The sequence below is a fragment of the Campylobacter sp. CH246 genome (assembly GCF_004378835.1).
In the GTDB taxonomy this organism is placed as follows: domain Bacteria; phylum Campylobacterota; class Campylobacteria; order Campylobacterales; family Campylobacteraceae; genus Campylobacter_D; species Campylobacter_D jejuni.
The window spans coordinates 56,708-76,977 of the sequence record NZ_RYYA01000004.1 but is presented as its reverse complement, the minus strand read 5'-3'; the positions used below and the strand labels follow the sequence as shown (position 1 = coordinate 76,977).

At 31.0% G+C, this 20,270-nt stretch carries 21 protein-coding genes; 11 read left to right on the top strand and 10 right to left on the bottom strand.

The window, feature by feature from the left end; translation table 11 throughout:
* The first annotated feature begins 45 nt into the window (after window positions 1–45).
* Together uvrA and ELQ06_RS04330 are read left to right on the top strand one after the other, a co-directional pair.
* Window positions 46–2,871, top strand: coding sequence for an excinuclease ABC subunit UvrA (uvrA, locus tag ELQ06_RS04335; RefSeq protein WP_052797849.1), 2,826 nt, complete (start codon window positions 46–48; stop codon window positions 2,869–2,871).
* 4 nt (window positions 2,872–2,875) lie between these two features.
* Window positions 2,876–3,319, top strand: coding sequence for a YqaA family protein (locus tag ELQ06_RS04330; protein ID WP_052797850.1), 444 nt, complete (start codon window positions 2,876–2,878; stop codon window positions 3,317–3,319).
* Here the strand turns inward: ELQ06_RS04330 and ELQ06_RS04325 are convergent.
* Both ELQ06_RS04325 and ELQ06_RS04320 read right to left on the bottom strand, forming a co-directional pair.
* Window positions 3,275–4,282 carry a nucleoside hydrolase gene (locus tag ELQ06_RS04325; protein ID WP_052797851.1) on the bottom strand — a complete coding sequence of 336 codons (1,008 nt, stop codon included), beginning with the start codon at window positions 4,280–4,282 and terminating at the stop codon, window positions 3,275–3,277. The two genes, ELQ06_RS04330 and ELQ06_RS04325, sit on opposite strands and share 45 nt — an antisense overlap.
* On the bottom strand, window positions 4,279–5,640 hold the full coding sequence (locus ELQ06_RS04320) for an MFS transporter (protein WP_052797852.1): 1,362 nt from the start codon (window positions 5,638–5,640) through the stop codon (window positions 4,279–4,281). Before ELQ06_RS04320 ends, ELQ06_RS04325 begins: the two co-directional genes overlap by 4 nt.
* 163 nt (window positions 5,641–5,803) lie before the next feature.
* Here ELQ06_RS04320 and polA point away from each other — a divergent pair, with 163 nt between their 5' ends.
* Genes polA through motB form a run of 3 tightly spaced genes read left to right on the top strand, consistent with a single transcriptional unit; the run spans window position 5,804 to window position 9,982 of the window.
* The gene (gene polA, locus ELQ06_RS04315; protein ID WP_052797853.1) at window positions 5,804–8,443 is read left to right on the top strand and encodes a DNA polymerase I; all 2,640 of its coding nucleotides are present in this window, start codon (window positions 5,804–5,806) and stop codon (window positions 8,441–8,443) included.
* A 16-nt stretch (window positions 8,444–8,459) separates the two neighbouring features.
* Complete coding sequence (gene motA, locus ELQ06_RS04310; protein ID WP_002936959.1) at window positions 8,460–9,236, top strand: flagellar motor stator protein MotA; 777 nt, start codon at window positions 8,460–8,462, stop codon at window positions 9,234–9,236.
* Between the two features lie 2 nt (window positions 9,237–9,238).
* Window positions 9,239–9,982: a flagellar motor protein MotB gene (gene motB, locus ELQ06_RS04305; protein WP_002861111.1), complete on the top strand. Its 744-nt coding sequence runs from the start codon at window positions 9,239–9,241 to the stop codon at window positions 9,980–9,982.
* A 5-nt stretch (window positions 9,983–9,987) separates the two neighbouring features.
* On the opposite strand, the gene flhB is transcribed toward motB, so the two are convergent.
* Window positions 9,988–11,076, bottom strand: coding sequence for a flagellar biosynthesis protein FlhB (gene flhB / locus ELQ06_RS04300; protein ID WP_014516692.1), 1,089 nt, complete (start codon window positions 11,074–11,076; stop codon window positions 9,988–9,990).
* A gap of 118 nt (window positions 11,077–11,194) precedes the next feature.
* Entirely contained in the window at window positions 11,195–11,791 is a 597-nt protein-coding gene (locus ELQ06_RS04295; RefSeq protein ID WP_002854219.1) for a peroxiredoxin, read from the bottom strand.
* Between the two features lie 204 nt (window positions 11,792–11,995).
* On the opposite strand from ELQ06_RS04295, the gene ELQ06_RS04290 reads away from it, so the two are divergent.
* From ELQ06_RS04290 to ELQ06_RS04265, 6 genes are all read left to right on the top strand, one after another.
* Entirely contained in the window at window positions 11,996–12,280 is a 285-nt protein-coding gene (locus ELQ06_RS04290; RefSeq protein WP_002854354.1) for a 4Fe-4S dicluster domain-containing protein, read from the top strand.
* Between the two features lie 112 nt (window positions 12,281–12,392).
* A complete protein-coding gene (gene ndk, locus ELQ06_RS04285) occupies window positions 12,393–12,806 on the top strand; it encodes a nucleoside-diphosphate kinase (RefSeq protein WP_002858685.1) in 414 nt (137 codons plus the stop codon).
* Window positions 12,807–13,157 (top strand): hypothetical protein, encoded by a 351-nt coding sequence (locus ELQ06_RS04280; RefSeq protein ID WP_052782122.1) that lies wholly within the window; start codon window positions 12,807–12,809, stop codon window positions 13,155–13,157. It abuts the gene before it with no gap.
* 27 nt (window positions 13,158–13,184) lie between these two features.
* The gene (rpmF, locus tag ELQ06_RS04275; RefSeq protein WP_002858674.1) at window positions 13,185–13,331 is read left to right on the top strand and encodes a 50S ribosomal protein L32; all 147 of its coding nucleotides are present in this window, start codon (window positions 13,185–13,187) and stop codon (window positions 13,329–13,331) included.
* Between the two features lie 5 nt (window positions 13,332–13,336).
* Window positions 13,337–14,323: a phosphate acyltransferase PlsX gene (plsX, locus tag ELQ06_RS04270; protein WP_052797854.1), complete on the top strand. Its 987-nt coding sequence runs from the start codon at window positions 13,337–13,339 to the stop codon at window positions 14,321–14,323.
* Window positions 14,316–15,290, top strand: a complete 975-nt coding sequence (locus tag ELQ06_RS04265; protein ID WP_052797855.1) for a beta-ketoacyl-ACP synthase III — start codon at window positions 14,316–14,318, stop codon at window positions 15,288–15,290. Before plsX ends, ELQ06_RS04265 begins: the two co-directional genes overlap by 8 nt.
* Here ELQ06_RS04265 and ELQ06_RS04260 read toward each other — a convergent pair.
* The 6 genes from ELQ06_RS04260 to perR are packed head-to-tail and all read right to left on the bottom strand — an operon-like array spanning window position 15,287 to window position 20,242.
* A complete protein-coding gene (locus ELQ06_RS04260; protein ID WP_002868753.1) occupies window positions 15,287–15,637 on the bottom strand; it encodes a RidA family protein in 351 nt (116 codons plus the stop codon). The genes ELQ06_RS04265 and ELQ06_RS04260 overlap by 4 nt on opposite strands.
* Window positions 15,634–16,710: a phosphoserine transaminase gene (serC, locus tag ELQ06_RS04255; RefSeq protein WP_052793955.1), complete on the bottom strand. Its 1,077-nt coding sequence runs from the start codon at window positions 16,708–16,710 to the stop codon at window positions 15,634–15,636. Before serC ends, ELQ06_RS04260 begins: the two co-directional genes overlap by 4 nt.
* Window positions 16,711–16,719: 9 nt before the next feature.
* Complete coding sequence (gene xseA, locus ELQ06_RS04250; protein WP_052793956.1) at window positions 16,720–17,883, bottom strand: exodeoxyribonuclease VII large subunit; 1,164 nt, start codon at window positions 17,881–17,883, stop codon at window positions 16,720–16,722.
* Entirely contained in the window at window positions 17,880–18,587 is a 708-nt protein-coding gene (gene ubiE, locus ELQ06_RS04245; RefSeq protein ID WP_002872421.1) for a bifunctional demethylmenaquinone methyltransferase/2-methoxy-6-polyprenyl-1,4-benzoquinol methylase UbiE, read from the bottom strand. The genes xseA and ubiE overlap by 4 nt, the downstream gene beginning before the upstream one ends.
* Window positions 18,588–18,589: 2 nt before the next feature.
* Window positions 18,590–19,786, bottom strand: a complete 1,197-nt coding sequence (locus tag ELQ06_RS04240; RefSeq protein ID WP_052793957.1) for a hypothetical protein — start codon at window positions 19,784–19,786, stop codon at window positions 18,590–18,592.
* 45 nt (window positions 19,787–19,831) lie between these two features.
* A complete protein-coding gene (gene perR, locus ELQ06_RS04235) occupies window positions 19,832–20,242 on the bottom strand; it encodes a peroxide-responsive transcriptional repressor PerR (RefSeq protein WP_002876900.1) in 411 nt (136 codons plus the stop codon).
* Window positions 20,243–20,270 lie beyond the last annotated feature (28 nt).

Sequence of the window (20,270 nt, the reverse complement as noted above, 5' to 3'; positions counted from 1 at the left end):
TTATTATGCTAAAATCTTAAATTTATTTAATGTTTAGGAAAGACTATGAACGATACCATAAAAATCATTGGCGCAAGAGAAAATAACCTAAAAAATATCCACCTTGAAATTCCCAAAAACAAACTCATTGTTTTTACAGGACTGAGTGGAAGTGGAAAATCAACCCTTGCTTTTGGAACTCTTTATGCTGAAGGACAACGCCGTTATATAGAAAGTTTAAGTGCTTACGCCAGACAATTTTTAGATAAGGTAGGCAAACCTGATGTCGATAAAATCGAAGGTTTAACTCCAGCCATTGCCATAGATCAAAAAACTACTTCTAAAAATCCACGCTCTACTGTAGGAACCATCACTGAAATTTATGATTATCTAAGACTTTTATACGCAAGAGTTGGCATTCAACATTGTCATCAATGCGGACAAAAAATTTCATCTATGAGTGTAAGTGATATAGTCAGTGAAATTTTAAAATTTCCAAAAGGTGCAAAAATCATCATCTACGCCCCACTCATACGAGAAAAAAAAGGAACTTATGCAGATTTGCTTGAAAATTTACGCAATAAAGGTTATGTAAGAGCTCAAATTGATGGAGTTTTGGTAAGACTGGATGAAGAAATTGAACTAGCCAAAACCAAAAAACACACCATTAAACTTGTCATAGATAGACTTGAAATTCAAGAAGATTTACTTTCTCGTCTTGCAAGCGATATAGAAAAAGGTTTACAGGAAAGCTTTGGAGAAATAGAAATAGAAGTTTTAAATCATGAGGAAATAAACCTTAATAAACACTATCATTTTAGCGAGCATTCAGCTTGTTTTGATTGTAAAATTTCTTTTGTTCCACTTGAACCTTTAAGCTTTTCTTTTAATTCTCCAAAAGGAGCATGTGAAGCTTGCGATGGACTTGGAATTCGTTATACTTTAGATATGAAAAAAATCATCGATGAAAATTTAAGTCTCGAAAACGGTGCTGTTAAAATCATGTATGGTTTTAATAAAAGTTATTATTATAAATTCCTAATCGCCTTTTGCGAACAAAATGAAATTCCTATCAAAATACCTTTTATGCAATTAAACGAAGAACAAAAACGTCTTGTATTGTATGGTAATGCCAAAACTATAGAATTTCTTTGGAAAAGAAATCGCCTAAAACGCACTTTTGAAGGCGTGGTTAAAATGGCTTATGAAATGCTAAAAGATGAAAAAGATTTAGCCGAATATATGAGTGAAAAAATTTGTAAAGACTGCGGTGGGCATCGTTTAAAACCTGAAAGTTTAGCCGTGAAAGTAGCCAAAAAAAGCTTGGGTGAAATTTTAGATATGAGCATAGAAGATAGTACGGCCTTTTTTGCAGATGAGAAAAATTTTTCTTATTTAAGCGAGCAACAAAAACTTATTTCTAAACCTATCCTAAAAGAAATCAACGAAAGATTGTTTTTCTTGTATGATGTGGGGCTAGGTTATCTTTCTTTAGGGCGCGATGCAAGAACGATTAGTGGGGGTGAAGCACAAAGAATCCGCATAGCTTCACAAATTGGCAGTGGTTTAAGCGGAGTGATGTATGTCTTAGATGAGCCTAGCATAGGACTTCATGAAAGAGATACTGCAAAACTGATTAAAACTTTAAGAAATTTACAACAAAAGGGCAATACCCTAATTGTCGTAGAGCATGATAAAATGACCATAGAAGAAGCAGATTTTATTGTAGATATTGGTCCAAAAGCAGGAAAATTTGGGGGTGAGGTTGTATTTAGTGGAACTTATAAAGAACTTTTAAAAAGCAAAAGCGAAACTGCACTTTATATGAATGGGAAAAAACAAATTTCACAACTTCAAAACAGAGCACAAAAAGAATGGCTTGAACTTAAAAATGTAAATATTAACAATATCCAAGATTTAAGCGTAAAATTTCCTTTACAAAATTTAGTCGCTATAACAGGAGTTTCAGGTTCTGGAAAAAGTTCTTTGATACTTCAAACCCTACTTCCTTTTGCACAAGAGGAATTAAACCGCGCTAAAAAAGTTAAAAAACTTGGTGGGGTGCAAATAGAAGGACTTGAAAAACTTGATAAAGTTATTTATCTTGATCAAAGCCCAATTGGACGCACACCACGTTCAAATCCTGCCACCTATACAGGCGCTATGGATGAAATCAGAAATCTTTTTGCCGCCACTAAAGAAGCTAAAATGCGTGGTTATAAAGCAGGACGCTTTTCTTTTAATGTAAAAGGGGGAAGATGTGAGAAGTGTAGCGGAGATGGAGAAATCAAAATAGAAATGCATTTTTTACCTGATGTTATGGTGGTTTGTGATACTTGCGGGGGCAAACGCTACAATGATGCCACGCTAGAAATCAAATATAAAGGCAAAAATATCAGTGAAATTTTAAATATGAGTGTTTTAGAAGCGAGTGAATTTTTTACAGCCGTTCCTAAAATCAAACAAAAATTAGACACTCTAGTAAAAGTGGGCTTAGATTATCTAACCCTAGGACAAAATGCCACCACCTTAAGTGGAGGTGAAGCACAAAGAATCAAACTTGCCAAAGAACTAAGTCGTAGCGATACAGGAAAAACGCTTTATATACTTGATGAGCCTACAACAGGACTGCATTTTGAAGATGTTAATAAACTCATCTTAGTTTTACAACATTTAGTTGATCTTAAAAATTCGGTTTTTGTGATAGAGCATAATTTAGATGTGATTAAAAATGCCGATTATATCATCGATATGGGGCCTGAAGGCGGAGTTAAAGGCGGCAAGGTTATTAGCACAGGAAGCGTGGAAAAAGTCGCTAAAGAACACAAAAAAACCCGTTCTTACACAGGATATTATCTAGACTTAGAGCTTAAAAATACACAAAAATCATAATTTTATGTTTGATTTTTTATATAGTGATATTAGCTATTTGGGGCTTTTCATGGTGTGTTTTCTTTCAAGCACACTATTACCCTTAGCAAGTGAAGCCTTTGTTTTAGGCTTTATAAAACTTGATTTTAATCCGAATTTGGTACTTATCGTAGCCACTTTGGGTAATACCTTAGGAAGTTTAAGTACTTATGCTTTAGCGTATTTTGGAAAAGAAAAAATTTTAGAAAAATACTTTAGCAAATCCTTGAAAAAATTAGAAAATTTCAATGCTAATTTTGCTAAATTTGGTAGCATCTTTGCTTTTTTTACTTTTTTACCTTTAGTGGGAGATCTTTTTGCCTTGGGACTTGGTTTTGCGAAATATTCTTTTTTAAAAACTATATTTTTTATCTTACTTGGAAAATTAAGTCGTTATACTTTCATAATTTTCATAGCAAACTCCTTTTAAAAGCCTCTCTTTTATAAGTTTTAAAAACCTTGCATTATCTACATTTTTTAAAATTTTAACACAATTTTTAGTGCTTAAATCCACCCCCATACTCATTTTTGGTTCTCTAAAACAACGCCAACTCATACCTCTTGCCAAAGAACTATCGCAAATAACATCAGCATAACACTCATCAAAATCTGCAATACTAGAATCTAATGCGTAAGCTATCGTTAAAGCGTCATGTATCCAAGTTCCCTTTGTACCACGTGTTTTAGAGGCATAATCAATCCAAACACCTAAAGTTTCAACGATAAAATCACATAAAATATTCTTACCTTGCAACTCTTTTAAATCCTCGTGTGTTAATAAAGTCTGCATGGTTGCATTATAAGGTACAAGTGTAATTTTAGCTCTTGAATTTAGCACTATACTAGCCGCCTCAGGATCGAAACCAAAATTTGTATCTTTAGTGTAATAAGGCATATCAAAACTGCCGCCCATAATAAAAAGCTCTTTAAGATTTATATCAAAATCTTTAAAAATTTTCATAGTCATAGCGATATTTGTCAAAGGTCCTATCGCACAAATAGAAATTTCTTTAGGATTTTTACTCACCAACTCACCCATTTTAAAAATCGCATCAGGATTTATATTTTCTAAAATTTCAGGACTTTTTATATTTTCCCAAAGATATTCAAGTTTAAAATTTTTAACACTTTCATCAAGTCTTTGACGCCAAGCTTTACTTGGTTCTTTTAGGGCTTCATTCGCTCCCAAATAAACGGGGATATTTAAATTTAAACGTTTAAATAAATCCTTAGCCACACTATAGGCAACAAGGCTTGGAACATTACCGCAAACTGTGCTTAGCATTTCAAGTTTGATTTCTTTAGATGCCAAAATCAAAGCAAGTGCTAAACCATCATCAGTATTTGCTCCTGCAATAGCATTGCCTATGTCCGTGTCTAAGATAAGTCTCATATCGCATCTTCTATTTTATTTAAATCTCTACCTCTAGTTTCTGGCGCAAAAAATGTAGTCACAAAACCTATACCTGCAGTTAATACAAAATATGTCGCAATAGGCCACCAAGTGCCATAATATGCAAGCAAAGCAGAAGCCACCATAGGCGCTGTTCCTCCTGAAAGAATAGAACCTAGCTCCTTAGCAAAAGCCATTTTTGTATAACGGTTTTTTACCCCAAAAAGCTCCACACCCCAAGCCGCTTGCACACCAAAAATCCCTAAAGATGCTAAAGACATACCTACAATAATAGTTAAAATCACAATAATTTCATTTTTACTATCTAAAAGCATAAAAGCAGGAAAAGCATAAATCATTAAAAGCAAACAAAACATTCTATAAGTAATACATCTACCAAATTTATCACTTAAATAACCCGCCAAAGGAATAACTAAAAACCCTACCAATGAAGCTATCATTACCGCTGTAGTAGCTACTGATTTGTCTAAAAGTAAAATTTTAGTCACATAACCTACAATAAAACCTTGCGCAAGATAAGAAGGTCCGTTTTCGCCTATTCTTAAGCCCACCATAGTCCAAAAAGCACGACTTCTTTGCCAAAAACTTCTTTCATCTTTTTTCATATGCTTTTCGTTATTAAGACGCAATTTCATCATTTCATTTTTTTGCTTTTCAAAAACAGGGGTTTCTTTGACATGAAAACGAATATATACAGCAAAAAGAGCGATTAAAATACTTCCCATAAAAGGAACTCTCCAGCCCCATTCTTTAAAACTTGCTTCATCTATTTGTACCATCAAAAGCCATACAAAAGATGCAAGCAAAGTTCCGCTATTTGATCCTAAAGCAATCACAGAAGAAACAAGCCCTCTTCTCTTGCTAGGAGCATATTCTCCTAGCATAACTGTTCCACCTGAAAGTTCAGCTCCTGCGCCAAAACCCTGCATAAAACGTAATGCAACCAAACAAATAGGCGCCCAAACACCAATCACTGCATAACTTGGGATAAAACCTATCAGAGTAGTTGAAATTCCCATTAAAGCTATTGTAGCCATCATAACATTTTTTCTTCCGTGTTTATCACCCAAATAACCAAAAAACAAAGCCCCAATAGGTCTTGCAATAAAACCTATGCCATAAGTTACAAAACTAAGCAAAAGTGCAATTACTGGAGTTTGCTCAGGAAAAAACACTTCTGAAAAAATTGTTGCAGCTGCTAAACCATAAAGTGCAAAATCTGCATATTCCATAGCAGTTCCCAACCAGCAAGAAAAAACTGCCTTTTTAAAAACTTTTCTACCTTCATGTGTGTTAAAATTCTTATCTGCAATTCCATCAATTTGCTGATTTGTCATTACATTTTCCTTACATTATTCATATAAAATTTTTACTCTACTCGATATTATGACTAAAAATTGAAGTATTTTCGCTTAAATATCTTTAAATTTCGAGACATTTTAAGCAAAATTTTGAAATAATATAACCAAAAAATATATTTTATCAAAAGAAGAAATTATTATGAAAACTTTAACTATTATTGATACTTTTGGATTTTTTTTCAGACTTTACTACGCATTAAAAGGTTTTAAAAATTCACAAGGACAAGCTAGTGGAATGATTAGCGGTTTTGCAAATTTTATTTATAGCTTAAAAAATGAATATAAAAGTGATTATATTGTTTTTGCATTAGATTCCAAAGGAAAAACTTTTCGTAGCGAAATTGATCCAAACTATAAACAAAATCGCACTCCACCGCCACCTGAACTTCTAGAACAAATTCCAATTTGCATAGAAATGATAGAAAAAATGGGTTTCATAAGCGTTTCTCAAGAAGGTTATGAAGCTGATGATATCATTGCTTCTTTTGTAAAAACTTGTGAAAATAGAGATATTTTTGTACGTATTATCACTCAAGATAAAGATCTTTATCAACTCATAAAAGATGGCAAAACGAGCATTTATAGCCCTATTTCTAAAAACGACTACGATGAAGCAGCGTGTTTGGAAAAATACGGAGTAAAACCTAATCAAATCAGAGATTTTTTAGCTCTTTGTGGGGATAATTCTGATAATATTCCAGGCGTTAAAGGTATAGGTGCAAAAGGAGCTAAAACCTTGCTTGATGAGTTTGGTAGCATAGAGGGAATTTATGAAAATTTAACCCTAGTACGTAACGAAAGAAGTCGTAACTTGCTTTTAGAGGGTAAGGAAAATGCATTTTTAAGCAAAAAATTAGCTTCTTTGTATGACAATTTAGAAGTACAAAATCTCATAGAAAAAGCCACTTATCCTGATGAAGAACCTCTTTTAAAAATACTTGAAATTTTAGAACATTACGAACTTAATACTTTGCTTAAAAAACTGCGTCAAAATCCTGATAATAAAGATAAAAATTTAGGTTTTAAAGCCACTTTAGTACAAGATGAAAACAAACTTTTTGAAATTTTAAACACTCTTGATAAAGAAAGTATTATTGCTTTTGATACCGAAACCACAGGACTTGATACTAAAGAAGCAAAAATTGTTGGTTTTAGTTTTTGCATGAATGAAAATGAAGCCTTTTACGTGCCTTTAACTCATAATTATCTTGGAGTAGGTGAGCAAATCTCATTGCAAAGTGCCAAAAAAGCTATAGAAGTAATCTTTAATCATTTTGTTATAGGGCACAATCTCAAATATGATTTTAAAATCATTCAAAACAATTTTGACTTAAATTTACCTCAAAAATACGCAGATACAATGATTTTGGCATGGCTTAAAAATCCTTCTTTAAGAGTAAATATGGATGATTTAGCCTTAAGACTTTTTAATTACGAAACCTTGCATTTTGAAAGCCTTGTTAAAAAAGGAGAAAATTTTGCAAGTGTAGAACTTGAAAAAGCTTGTAAATACGCTGCAGAAGATGCTTATATCACTTTAAGATTTTATCTTTATTTTTTAAAAAATCTTGAAACTCCTTTATTAGAACTTGCTAAAAACTGCGAATTTGATTTCATTAAAATCATTATGATGATGGAAGAAAATGGCATAAAGCTTGATACAAATGCACTTGAAATCCTTATGAAAAAATTTGAAAATGAAATCAAAAATTTAAGTGAAGAAATTTATACTCTTTGCGAGGATAGATTTAATCTAAATTCACCTAAACAAATGGGTGATATACTTTTTGAAAAACTCAAACTCCCAAGCGGAAAAAAAGGAAAAACAGGATATTCTACCGATGAAAAAGTTTTAAATATACTTTTAGATAAACATCCTGTAATTGCTAAAATTTTAGATTATAGAGAACTTGCCAAACTTTATTCCACTTATTGCGAACCTTTGTTAAAACTAGCGTTAAAAGATAAAAATTCACGCATTTATTCAAGTTTTTTACAAACTGGAACCGCTACAGGACGTCTTTCATCTAAGGATCCAAATTTGCAAAACATCCCTGCACACGGACAATATGCAAAAGATTATAAATCTTGCTTTGTAGCTAAAGATGGATTTAGTTTTATCTCTCTTGATTATTCTCAAATCGAACTTAGAATACTTGCACATTTTAGCGAAGATGAAAAACTTTTAAATGCTTTTGCCAATGATGAAGATATACACGCAAGAACAGCAATAATGATTTTTGGTGAAAGCAATTATGAAACCAGAAGTGTTGCAAAAAGTATAAATTTTGGACTTATTTATGGTATGGGCTATAAAACCTTAAGTCAAAATTTAAAAATAGAAGCTAATTTAGCCAAATCTTACATAGAAAAATATTTTGAAAATTTTACTAGTATTAAAAAATATTTTGAAACAGTTAAAAATGAAGCTAAACAAAATGGCTTTATCACTACTTTAAGCGGTCGCAAGCGTTATTTTGATTTTGAAAACGCAAAACCTATGCAAATTGCCATGTATGAAAGAGAAAGCATTAATTCAATCTTGCAAGGCTCAGCAGCAGATGTAATCAAGCTTGCAATGCTAGAAATCAATAAGGAATTAAATGAAGATAAAAAGCTTATTTTACAAATTCATGATGAATTAATTTTTGAAGTAAAAGACGATTTGTGTGAAAATTTTGTAAAAAAAACTAGAGATATTATGGAAAATATAGTAAAATTAAAAGTAAAATTAAAAACAAGTTCAAGTATCGCCAAAAATTGGGGCGATTTAAAATAATCAAGGAGATAAATTAATGGATCTTTCAACCATATTAGGAATGGTGCTTGCAGTTACTAGTATTTCGGTAGGAGATATACTAGAGGGAGGCAATCCTTTGCATGTTGTGCATCTTTCTTCCTTTCTCATAGTTATGCCAACAGCTGCATTTTGCGCAATGACTTCAACACATAAAAAAATTGTCAAAGCAGCCTACAAAGAACTCAAAGTTGTTTTTAAAGGTTCTGGGGTAAATTTACCTGAAAGGATAGCCCAGCTAGTCGAATTTGCTATTATTGCAAGACGAGATGGTCTTTTAGCGTTAGAATCAAGAACCAATGAGATTGAAAATGAATTTTTAAAAAATGCTATGATGATGCTTGTAGATGGTAAAAGCTTTGAAGAAATTCATGAAAGCATGGAAATACAAACTGAACAACTTGAAGAGCATTATAAAGAATGTGCAGAATATTGGATAGTATTTGGAGAAACTTGCCCTACTATGGGGCTTGTTGGAGCGGTTTTTGGACTTATTTTAGCTCTTAAATTACTAGACAATCCTCAAGCAATGGCAGCAGGTATTTCAGGTGCTTTCACAGCTACAGTTACAGGAATTTTTGGCGCTTATGCACTTTTTGCTCCTTGGGGGAAAAAATTAAAAGCTAATGGAATGGATCTTGTAAAAGAGCAAATTGTCATTACTGAAGCTATAAAAGGAATTGCAGAAGGTGCGAACCCTAGAGATTTGGAAGCTAAACTTTTTAACTTCTTAAGTCACGATGATCCAAGAATTTCACAATTTGACAAAGGTTAAAAATGGCTAAAAAACATAAATGCCCAGAATGTCCAGCAGGCGAAAAATGGGCTGTACCTTATGCGGACTTTCTAAGTTTGCTTTTGGCACTTTTTATTGCTCTTTGGGCAATTTCTAAAACAAATCCTGCTAAAGTAGAGGCTTTAAAAACTGAATTTGTTAAAATCTTTGATTACACCTCTACTCAAACAGTCAAAGAAGAGAGTAAAACCCAAGAAAAATATAAAGGCGCAGCAAAAGAAGAAAGCGATGAACTCAAATCGTTAAAACAAATGACTATGACACAGCAAGAAACTATCAAACGTCTTCAAGCAGCTCTAGATCAAAGCGATAATCAGGTTGCTCTTAACCTTCCATCTAAAGTTGAATTTGAAAGAGGTAGTGCTCAAATCGTTTCAGCTGATATACAGGATTATTTAAAACGTATGGCTGAGCTAACAACATATTTGCCACCTCAAGCAAAAATAGAAATTAGAGGCTATACAGACAATAGTGACTCTATTATAAGAAGTTATGAACTCGCCTACCAAAGAGCGGAAAATGTATTAAAATATTTTATAGAAGGTGGAGCAAATTTGAAAAATATTAGCATTAAAAGCTACGGGCTTAATAATCCTATCAATGGAAATCCGCAAGCCCTAGAAAATAATAGAGTAGAAATATATTTTAAAGTCGATACGGCAGATACAAGCACTCAAAAATCAGTTCTTGAACTTATCAATAAAATTGGAACTAAAACACCTTAAAAGTTTTAGTTTCCTTTTTTTACTTGACCAGCTAAACGACTCTTATTATTTGTATTATAAACAAATCCTAGCACCTCAGCTACAGCTTTAAACATTTCCCTAGGAATGAGATCATTAACATCGCAAGCTTTATAAAGCTCCCTTGCTAAAGGAGGATTTTCATAAACTACAACATTATTTTCATAGGCTACTTGTTTTATACGAAGTGCGAGAAAATCCACTCCTTTGGCAACAACTCTAGGAGCTTGTTCTTTACTTGTATCATAACGAATAGCTACGGCATAATGAGTTGGATTTGTAATCACTACATCCGCACCTGCAACATCTTGAACCATGCGGCGACGGGCAGCTTCCATTTGAAGTCTACGAATTCTACCTTTAACCTGAGGATCTCCTTCCATTTGTTTATATTCATCTTTTATTTCTTGTTTGCTCATACGCAAACCTTTAAAATACTGAAAACGCACCAAAAAAACATCTAAAACAGCAATAATTAAAAAAGCAACTATAACAATAGCTGCTAAAACAATAGCCCTATCTCTTAGCCAAGTAAGCTGTGCAACCATAGTATAAAGCTCAACTCTTGGAAGCTCTTGCATAAATTTAAGCAAAACTATAAAAGCTATAGTAAAAACAATACCCACTTTTAAAATAATTTTTATACTTTCAACAATTTTTTTCAATGAAAAAAGATTTTTTAAACCTTTTAGAGGATTGATTTTTCCTAAATTTGGCATAATAGGTTTGGTTGTAAAAATAAAACCAAATTGCATAATATTTCCCAAAACCCCAGCAATCATAATACTTAAAACAATAGGTGCAAGAATAATTAAAACCTCAAAAATGCTTTTAATCATAATGGCTTGAATAATACGCAAATCAAATTCAACACCAATAAAACTTTGATAGTATCTATATAAATTTACAATTCTCTCGCCCATAAAACTCAACATAAATAAAGTTATAGTTACTCCAATTATCAAAGTTACAATAGCTGCCGCATCTTGAGACTTTGGAACATTACCTTCTTTACGCGCATCTTCTATCTTTTTGGACGTGGGTTCTTCTGTTTTTTCTTGATCTTCGCCTGCCATATTTTAGCCTAAATAAAAATTTTAATATGTGTGTAAAATTATAGTAGAAAATTTATGAATTTCAATTAAAGAATAAAAATGAAGAAAAAGCCTCGTAAAGAGGCTTTATACTAAGAAATTAAAGTTTAGCTTCGTTTTTGCCAAGATATTCAGCCACGCCTTTAGGGTTAGCTTTCATACCTTCATCGCCCTTATTCCATCCTGCAGGACAAACTTCACCATGCTCATTTGTAAAAAGCATAGTATCAACCATTCTTAACATTTCATCTATATTTCTACCTAGTGGTAAATCATTAACCACAGCATGGCGAACTGTTCCATCAGCATCAAGCAAGAACGAACCACGAAGGGCAACTGCTTCTGCATAAAGTACATCAAAATTTCTAGCAATCTGCTTAGTTAAGTCAGCAACAAGCGGAAATTTAACCTGACCAATACCACCTTGATTTACTGGAGTATTTTTCCAAGCAAAATGTGAAAATTCATTATCTCCTGAAATTCCAATTACTTCAATGCCACGATTTTTAAATTCTTGATATCTTTTGTCAAAAGCTATAATTTCTGAAGGACAAACAAAAGTAAAATCTTTTGGATAAAAGAATACTACCGCTCCTTTTGGACCTATGTTTTTATAAAGATTAAAATCTTGAACAATTTCATTGTTTCCCAATACTGCTGGAGCAGTAAAATCTAAAGCTTTTTTAGTAACTATCATATTTTCTCCTAAATAATAAATTTTATTGATAACGAAATTATATCGTTTAAATCTTTATTTTTTTTTAAATATCTAAAATAATATTAAAAATTTAAGAAAGTTATAATTATTATCAAATAATGTAAATTTTTGATTATCAAAATTTACATTATTTAAGAATTTTATGCTAAAATCTTTTAAATCTTAATATTAAAAAGGAGAAAAATGGCTGTAAAAATTACAGATATATGTATTGCTTGTGGTTCTTGTATTGATGAGTGTCCAGTGAGTGCTATCGTTGATGATGCTAACAATCCAGAAGGTGAAGATAGATATTATGTTTATGCAAACAAATGCGTTGAATGCGTAGGACATAATGATCAACCAGCTTGTGCCAGTGCTTGCCCAACAGATGGATGTATAGTTTGGAGTGCTGTAGAATCAGGACAACCAAGTCGTGATAATATTGGCGCTGATATGAGAAGTGGGGACACTCCAGTTTTTGCATAATTTTAAAAAATTAAAAAGCTAGAGATTCCTAGCTTTTTCTTTTAATTTAACTTTCTTTAAACAAATTCAAGTATAATTTTAAGCTTTATTAAAATAAGGAGTTATTACAAAGATGGAAAAAACTTTATCTATAATTAAACCTGATGCTGTTAAAAAAGGTGTTATAGGAAAAATTTTAGATCGTTTTGAAAGCAATGGATTAAGAATCGCTGCAATGAAAAAAGTTCAACTTAGTAAAGAACAAGCTGAAAATTTTTATGCTGTTCATAAAGAAAGACCTTTTTTTAAAGACTTGGTTGAATTTATGATTAGCGGTCCTGTTGTTGTTTCTATACTAGAAGGAGAAGGTGCTGTATTGAAAAATAGAGATTTAATGGGAGCAACAAATCCTAAAGAAGCTAAAGCAGGAACAATTAGGGCTGATTTTGCTGAGAGTATTGACGCTAATGCTGTTCATGGAAGCGATAGCTTAGAAAATGCAAAAATAGAAATTGAATTTTTCTTTAAACCAAATGAAATTTGCTAAATGAAAATCCCTTTTTCTAAGATTAATACAAAGGAATATCCTTTTAAACTTAATCTTGAAAATATTATTTTTGAGGGAAATTTAGTAAAAATAAATCCTAAGCTTGTTAAAATAAATGCTATTATGCAAGGTTTTATCTATAGACCTTGTGATAGTTGTGGAACTGAGTTAGAACTTGAAATTAAAGAAAATTTAGAACTTTTTGCAAGTGATGGTATTTTTAAAGATGAAGCAAACGAATTGAGCAATACTATAGAATTTTTCGATGGACATATTGATTTAATAGAAGTTGCTATCAGCGAGCTTGAAGCTTATTTGAGTGATTATTTTTATTGCATAAATTGCAAATAATTAATTAAATTTTATAAAGGAGAAAAAATGGCAGTACCAAAGAGAAGAGTGAGCAAAACTCGTGCAGCTAAACGCAGAACTCACTATAAAGTTAGTCTTCCTATGCCTATAAAAGACAAAGATGGAAGCTACAAAATGCCTCACCGTGCGAATCCAACAACTAAGGAATATTAAAATCAATGATTAACATTGCCATTGATGCAATGGGTGGTGATTTTGGAGAAAAACCCATTATAGAAGGCGTTTTAAAGGCACTAGAAGCAAAACCTTTTAACGCTATCTTAGTGGGAAATTCTAAAATTCTAAAACCTTTAATACCAAAAAAATTAGAACAATATATACAATACGAAGAAGCTAGTGAAATTTTTTCGATGAATGGAAATGCCACAGATGCTTTAAAAAATAAAGAAACAACCATATACAAAGCTATTAATTTATTAAAAGAAAAAAAAGTAGATGCTGTAGTTTCAGCGGGTCATAGTGGAGCAAGTATGTCTTTGGCTACCTTAAGGCTTGGAAGACTTAAAGGTATTTCAAGACCTGCTATTGCCACTTTAATGCCAAATATCGTTAACAGAACTTTACTTTTGGATGTTGGAGCTAATACAGATTGTAAAGCTGAAAATTTATTTCAATTTGCCATAATGGGTGAAGTTTATGCTAGAGAAATCATGCAAATTCAAAAACCACGCCTTGCTTTACTTTCTAATGGTGAAGAAGAATGCAAAGGCAATGAACTTACCAAAGAAAGTCATCAGCTTATGAAAAAAATTCCAAATTTTATAGGTAATGCTGAAGGTAGAGATATTTTCAATGGCGAAATAGATGTTTTAGTCTGTGATGGTTTTGATGGAAATGTTATTTTAAAGGCTTGCGAAGGTGTAGCAACAGCTATTTTTCAACTTCTAAAAAACGAAGTAAAACAATCTTTTATTTCTAAAATAGGTGCTTTACTTATGAAACCATCTTTTAAAAAATTAAAAAAACACACAGATTGGCAAGAATATGGCGGAGCACCCCTTCTTGGAGTTAATGGCTGCGTGATCATAAGTCATGGAAAAAGCGATTCTAGAGCTATTAAAAATGCAATTTTTCAAGCTATAAATTTTAGCCAATCTCATATCAATGAACTTATAGAAAATGAACTTGGAAAATACAATGCTTAAAGCCGGTCTTAAAAGCATAGCTTCTTATATTCCAGAAAAAATTTTAAGCAATGCTGATCTTGAAAAAATGGTAGATACCACCGATGAATGGATCACTAGACGCACAGGTATTAAAGAAAGACGCATTGCCGATGAAAATGAAAATACCAGTGATTTGGGCACAAAAGCTGCATTAAAAGCCATAGAAAGAGCAAATTTAAAACCTGAAGATATTGATGCGATTCTTGTAGCCACTTTAAGTCCTGATTATTTTACTATGCCTTCAACGGCTTGTAAAATTGCTTCAAATTTAGGACTTATAAATATTAGTGCTTTTGATATTTCAGCAGCTTGTTCTGGTTTTATCTATTTGCTTGAACAAGCTAAAGCCTTAGTAGAAAGTGGCTTGAAAAAAAATGTTTTAATCATAGGAGCTGAAAAAACAAGTTCCATTATAGATTATAATGATAGAAGTATTTGCATACTCTTTGGAGATGGTGCAGGTGCTGGAATTGTAAGTTTAGATAATAAAAATCATATCCTTGATGTACATACTGCAAGCAATGGTAATTATGGAGATCTTTTAATGACTCAAAGATCACAAAAATCAAGCCTATGTCAAACACTTTCGATGCAAATGAAAGGCAATGAAGTTTTTAAAATAGCAGTAAACACACTTAGCAATGATGTTGTAGAAATTTTAGCCAAAAATAACATTTTAGCACAAGAAATTGATCTTTTCATTCCTCATCAAGCTAATCTACGCATCATTAAAGCCGTCCAAGAAAAACTCAATCTAAGCGATGAAAAATGTGTGATCACTGTACAAAAATACGGCAATACTTCAGCTGCTTCTATACCTATGGCAATGAATGATGCCTATGAAGAAGGTCGGCTTAAAAAAGGAGATCTAATCTTACTAGATGCTTTTGGCGGTGGTTTTACTTGGGGCTCTGCACTTTTAAAATTTGGAGGAGAGAATTTTTAATTCTCTCTTAGCTTTCCAAAAGCTTGAATTTCTACCAAATAACCCTCTGCTAAAGCACTTCCTACACAAGCTCTAACAGGTTTAGGGTAATTTTTAATCCAAGCATCATAAATTTCATTCATTGCATCAAAATCTTGCATATTAGCTAGCCAGATTTGAATTTGAATCAAATCTCCTTTGCTTGCGCCTATTTTTTCAAACAAAGCATCAAGTTCTGCAAGCGCTTCTTTGGTTTGTTTTTTAATATCTCCGCTAGGTTCAAAAGCCACTTGTCCTGCAGTTTTAAAATATTTATCAAAAACAATAATTTGCGACATTCTATCGCACTCATCAAAACGCTTTATCATGCATATTTTCCTTGAAATTCTTTCATAAATTCACACAAAGTTTTTACCTGATCCAAATTAAGTGCATTATAAATACTTGCACGAATTCCTCCTAAAATTCTATGTCCTTTAAGTCCTATCATTCCAGCTTCTTCGGCTTCTTTTACAAAAAGAGGCTCTAAATCTTTATTTTTGGTAATATTAAAACTCACATTCATTAAAGATCTATCCTTTTTATCTGCATGTCCTTTATAAAATCCATTGCTTAAATCAATACATTCATAAAACATAGCAGCTTTTTGAGAATTTTTCTCATGCACTTTATCAAGCCCACCTTGATTTAAAAGCCAATCCATTTCAAGATTAAACATATAAATGGCAAAGGTTGGAGGCGTGTTAAACAAGGAATGATTCTCAGCATGAGTCAAATAATTTAACATACTAGGAATTTGTTTATTTTTAGATCTTTCTAACATATCTTTACGGATAAAAATACAACTTAAACCCGAAATTCCAGCATTTTTTTGTACTCCGCCATAAAAAAGAGCAATATTTGAAAAATCTACTTTTCTAGAAAAAAAATCACTCGATGCATCCACAATCAAAGGAGCTTTAGTTTTAGGATAATTTTGATATTGAGTGCCGTAAATAGTATTATTAGAACAAATATAAGCATAATCAGCATTATCACTAAATTCCACTCTAGGAATATGATTAAAATTACTTTCCTCACTACTTGCTACGGTTTTAACATTGACACCTAAAATTTGTGCTTCTTTAATCGCTTTTTTTGTCCAAACTCCTGTATTTGCATATTCACAAACCCCATTTAAAGCTAAATTCATAGGAATCATAGCAAATTGCAAACTTGCTCCACCTTGTAAAAATAATATTTCATAATCATCATTTAATCCATAAAGTTTTTTAACTTTCTCTTGTGCTCCAAAATGCACTTCTTCAAATACTTTTGTACGGTGAGAAATTTCCATTATAGAATAACCTTTACCTTGATAATCACAGAGTTCTTTTTGAGCTTGCTCTAAAATTTCTAAAGGTAAAGTTGATGGCCCTGCGCTGAAATTAATTTTTCTCATAATTTATCCTTATAAAATTTTTGCTTCTTTTTGAGAAGTTTGAGAACTTAAAATAACGATATCATCACTCTTAAGATCTTCTAAGTTTGCTATTTTACCATTTTTTCTGATACAAATAAACTTTTTGCTTTTATTAAAAAAATTCTCATGTTGCAAATAAGCATTTTGCAATTTATCTAATTTTAATTCATTATAACGCATTTGATTTGCCAGTAGATGATTTAATTGCTTTTCTATATTATGGCTTTGTTTTATTTTTTCATCTATTATTTTTGGCAAAGAATTAAATTTGAAAAATTTGCTTAAATTTAAAAGCAAATTTTCATAATTTTGCATTTTATGATTCCAAAGTTGCATTAATTTTTCTTCCATTAAATCTAAACTTTGTTCTATATCTAACTTAGAATAAAACAAAGTATCTATTGCAGCTGAAGGCGTTGGAGCTCTAAAATCTGCAACAAAATCACTAATAACGTAATCAATCTCATGTCCTATGGCTGAAATAATAGGAGTTTTTGCTTTAAAAATCTCTCTTGCTAAATTTTCATCATTAAAACAAAAAAGATCTTCCCTGCTTCCTCCACCACGTGCTATAATAAGAACATCTAAATCCATATCATCAGCTTTTTTTAAAGCTTGCATAAGAGAAAAAGGAGCATTATTTCCTTGAGTTAAAGCATCAAAAATATAAATTTTTGCCAAAAAATATTCTTTTTGATGAATAAGTTTTAACATATCTTGCAAAGCAGCAGAAGTTTTTGAAGTGATAATGCCTACTTTTTTAGGAAATTTTGGCAAAGATTTTTTAAAGCGTGGATCAAAAAGTCCTTCTTTTTGCAAACGCTCTTTTAAAGCCAAAAACTGTGCTTCCAAATCCCCAAAACCTGCTTTTTTCATACTAGTAGCGATAAATTGATAACGACCGCTTTCAGGATATAAACTCACACTTCCACAAAGCTCTAAAAAATCTCCCACCGCTGGTTTAAATCCGACTTTTAAATTAGCTCCTTTAAACATAGCACAAGAAATACTTGATCTTTCATCTTTTAAATCAAAATACCAATGCCCTGAACCATGCAAAGTGATTTTTGAAATTTCTCCACTTAAAACTATATCATCAAAATGTGTTTCTAATAAAGCCTTTGCTTTAAGATTTAATTCTGTTGGCGTCATAGTTTTTTTGCTATAAACATTGAACTCACACCAAAGCTAAAACTTTTATAATCAAGCATTTCAAAACCAGCATTTTTAAGCTCTAAGATAAATTCTTCCTTGCTTAAAAATCCTTCAATAGAATTTGGCAAATACTCATAAGCACTTTTATTTTTACTGATTATCCCGCCTATACTTGGTAAAATATTTTTAAGATAAAAATCTCTACAAGCTGCTATAAATCCACCCTTTTCTCTTTTTGTAAATTCCAAAACTACCAAAATACCATCTTTTTGAAGTACTCTAGCAAATTCGCTTAAGGCTTTTTGTCTTTCTACAACATTGCGAATGCCATAACTAATACTTAAAATATCTAAACTTTGACTTTCTAAAGGTAAATTTTGCGCCCCTGCTTCTATAAATTCAACATTTGGAAATTTTTCTTTTGCAACATTTAGCATACCACTACTTGGATCAATGCCTTTAATATTTAAAATATTTTTTTCCATTTTTAAAGCACTCTCTTGCCAAATCTCTATCATATCCCCTGTGCCACAAGCAATATCAGCGATTTTTAAATCTTTTTTTAAATACAAACTCATCACTCTTTGGCAAGCTTTTTTACGCCACGCCACATCGGCTCCAAAGCTTAAAATTCTATTCGCCTTATCATAAGTAGGTGCAATTTGATTAAACATTTCTATAATTTTTTCTTGTTTTTGCATTTTTATCCTTTGTAAATTTTCAAATTTTTACTTGATTTTTTAAGCAATTTACAAAATTTATTTTTATTATTGATTATTTTGGAAAAAATATTTTTATCCCTATCTTTGCAATATTTTTCATAAAGTTTGTTTAAATTTTTTATCTCTAAAAAACGATAAAAATATTCTAAAAATATTGCCAATTCAAAAAAACTATTTTCAAAAAGCTCTAAATCAAAATTTTTTAGTATATTTTTTCTAAATAAAATAATTTTTTTTCTAAGTTCTAACGCAACAAGTTGTTTAAAAAACCTATCTTTGCAATCACCTTCATAAAAAGAATTTTCCTTTATGAAAAAATCAAAATCATTAAACAAATCTTGGATTTTTTCATCGCTTAAAAATAGTAATAAATCTTGATTTGAATTTTCACTTGCTAAAATATCTTGAGTTTTTTTCGTTATATCTTTAAACTTTAAAGCCAAAATATTACTCAAATTTTTATCTAAAATAGTATTCATACTTGATAAAACTATATACAAGCTTCTTGAATAAAATAAAAATTCGCATAAACTTTGCTTATCTTTTCTCTCTAAAGATAAAGTCCAATAAAATTTTAATTTTTTAAATAAATAAAATAAAAAAATTCTAAATCCATCATAAGCATTAATATAATTTGGAAAATCCAAGCTAAAATTCTGATTTTTTTCTATAATTTTAAAATATTTCTCTATATCAAAATTTTGATATTCAAAACCATATAAAACGATATGTTTAGAATTTAAATCATGATGTAATTCTTTTTGAATTTTAAAATCTTTAGGAATTTTAAATTCATTGGAACTATCCAAAGTTGGAAAAAATATTTTTAAAATACAAATTTTAGGCTCTTCATACATATCAATATAACTTTTTAAAGAGCAAAATTTAAATTCGAAGCGTTCTTTTTTAATACTCTTTCCTATAATCTTTTTTCGAGCTTTTTCAAATTTTTTTTTAGAAATTTTCTCTTCTTGATTCTGTTCTAAAATTGAATTATTAAATTTTGTAATTTTATAAAATTCATTGCAAAAACTTTGAAATTTAACACTATGATTTGAAGTTATTTGAGTATAAAAAGTTTCAAATTTAGAATTTCGAAAAGGTATATTATCTTTTTTTAAATTCTCTAAAAGAGTGTAATCAGATAGTAAAAAGTTTTTTTGAATTTCATAAACCATTAAAATAACCCTTAAAATATATGGGTTATTTTAACCTTATTTTGCTTAATGACACTTTTTGCAACTATCAACATAAGCACAAACAGACAGATGATTGACGAGATTGCCTATCTTTTTTTCTAAATGCTCTTGATATTCATAAAGCTTAGCATCTTTAAAACTTAAATCCTCTATACCACCACATTTGGTACAAACAACATGAATATGTTCTTCTTCATAGATATCGTAACAAGTTTTTTGATTTAAAACATTGATTTCAACAACTAAACCTTGTTCTTGTAAAGTATTAAGATTTTTATAAACCGTCGCTAAAGATATTGAAGGGTATTCTTTTTTAATTTCTGTATATAATTCATCAATATTAGGATGCTCATGTCTTTTTAAAATTTTTAAAACACATAGTCTTTGCGGAGTAGCTTTTAACTCATGTTTTTTAAGCATTTGTAGTAATTCCATTTTATTTATTCCTTGCTTTTTTAAGTAA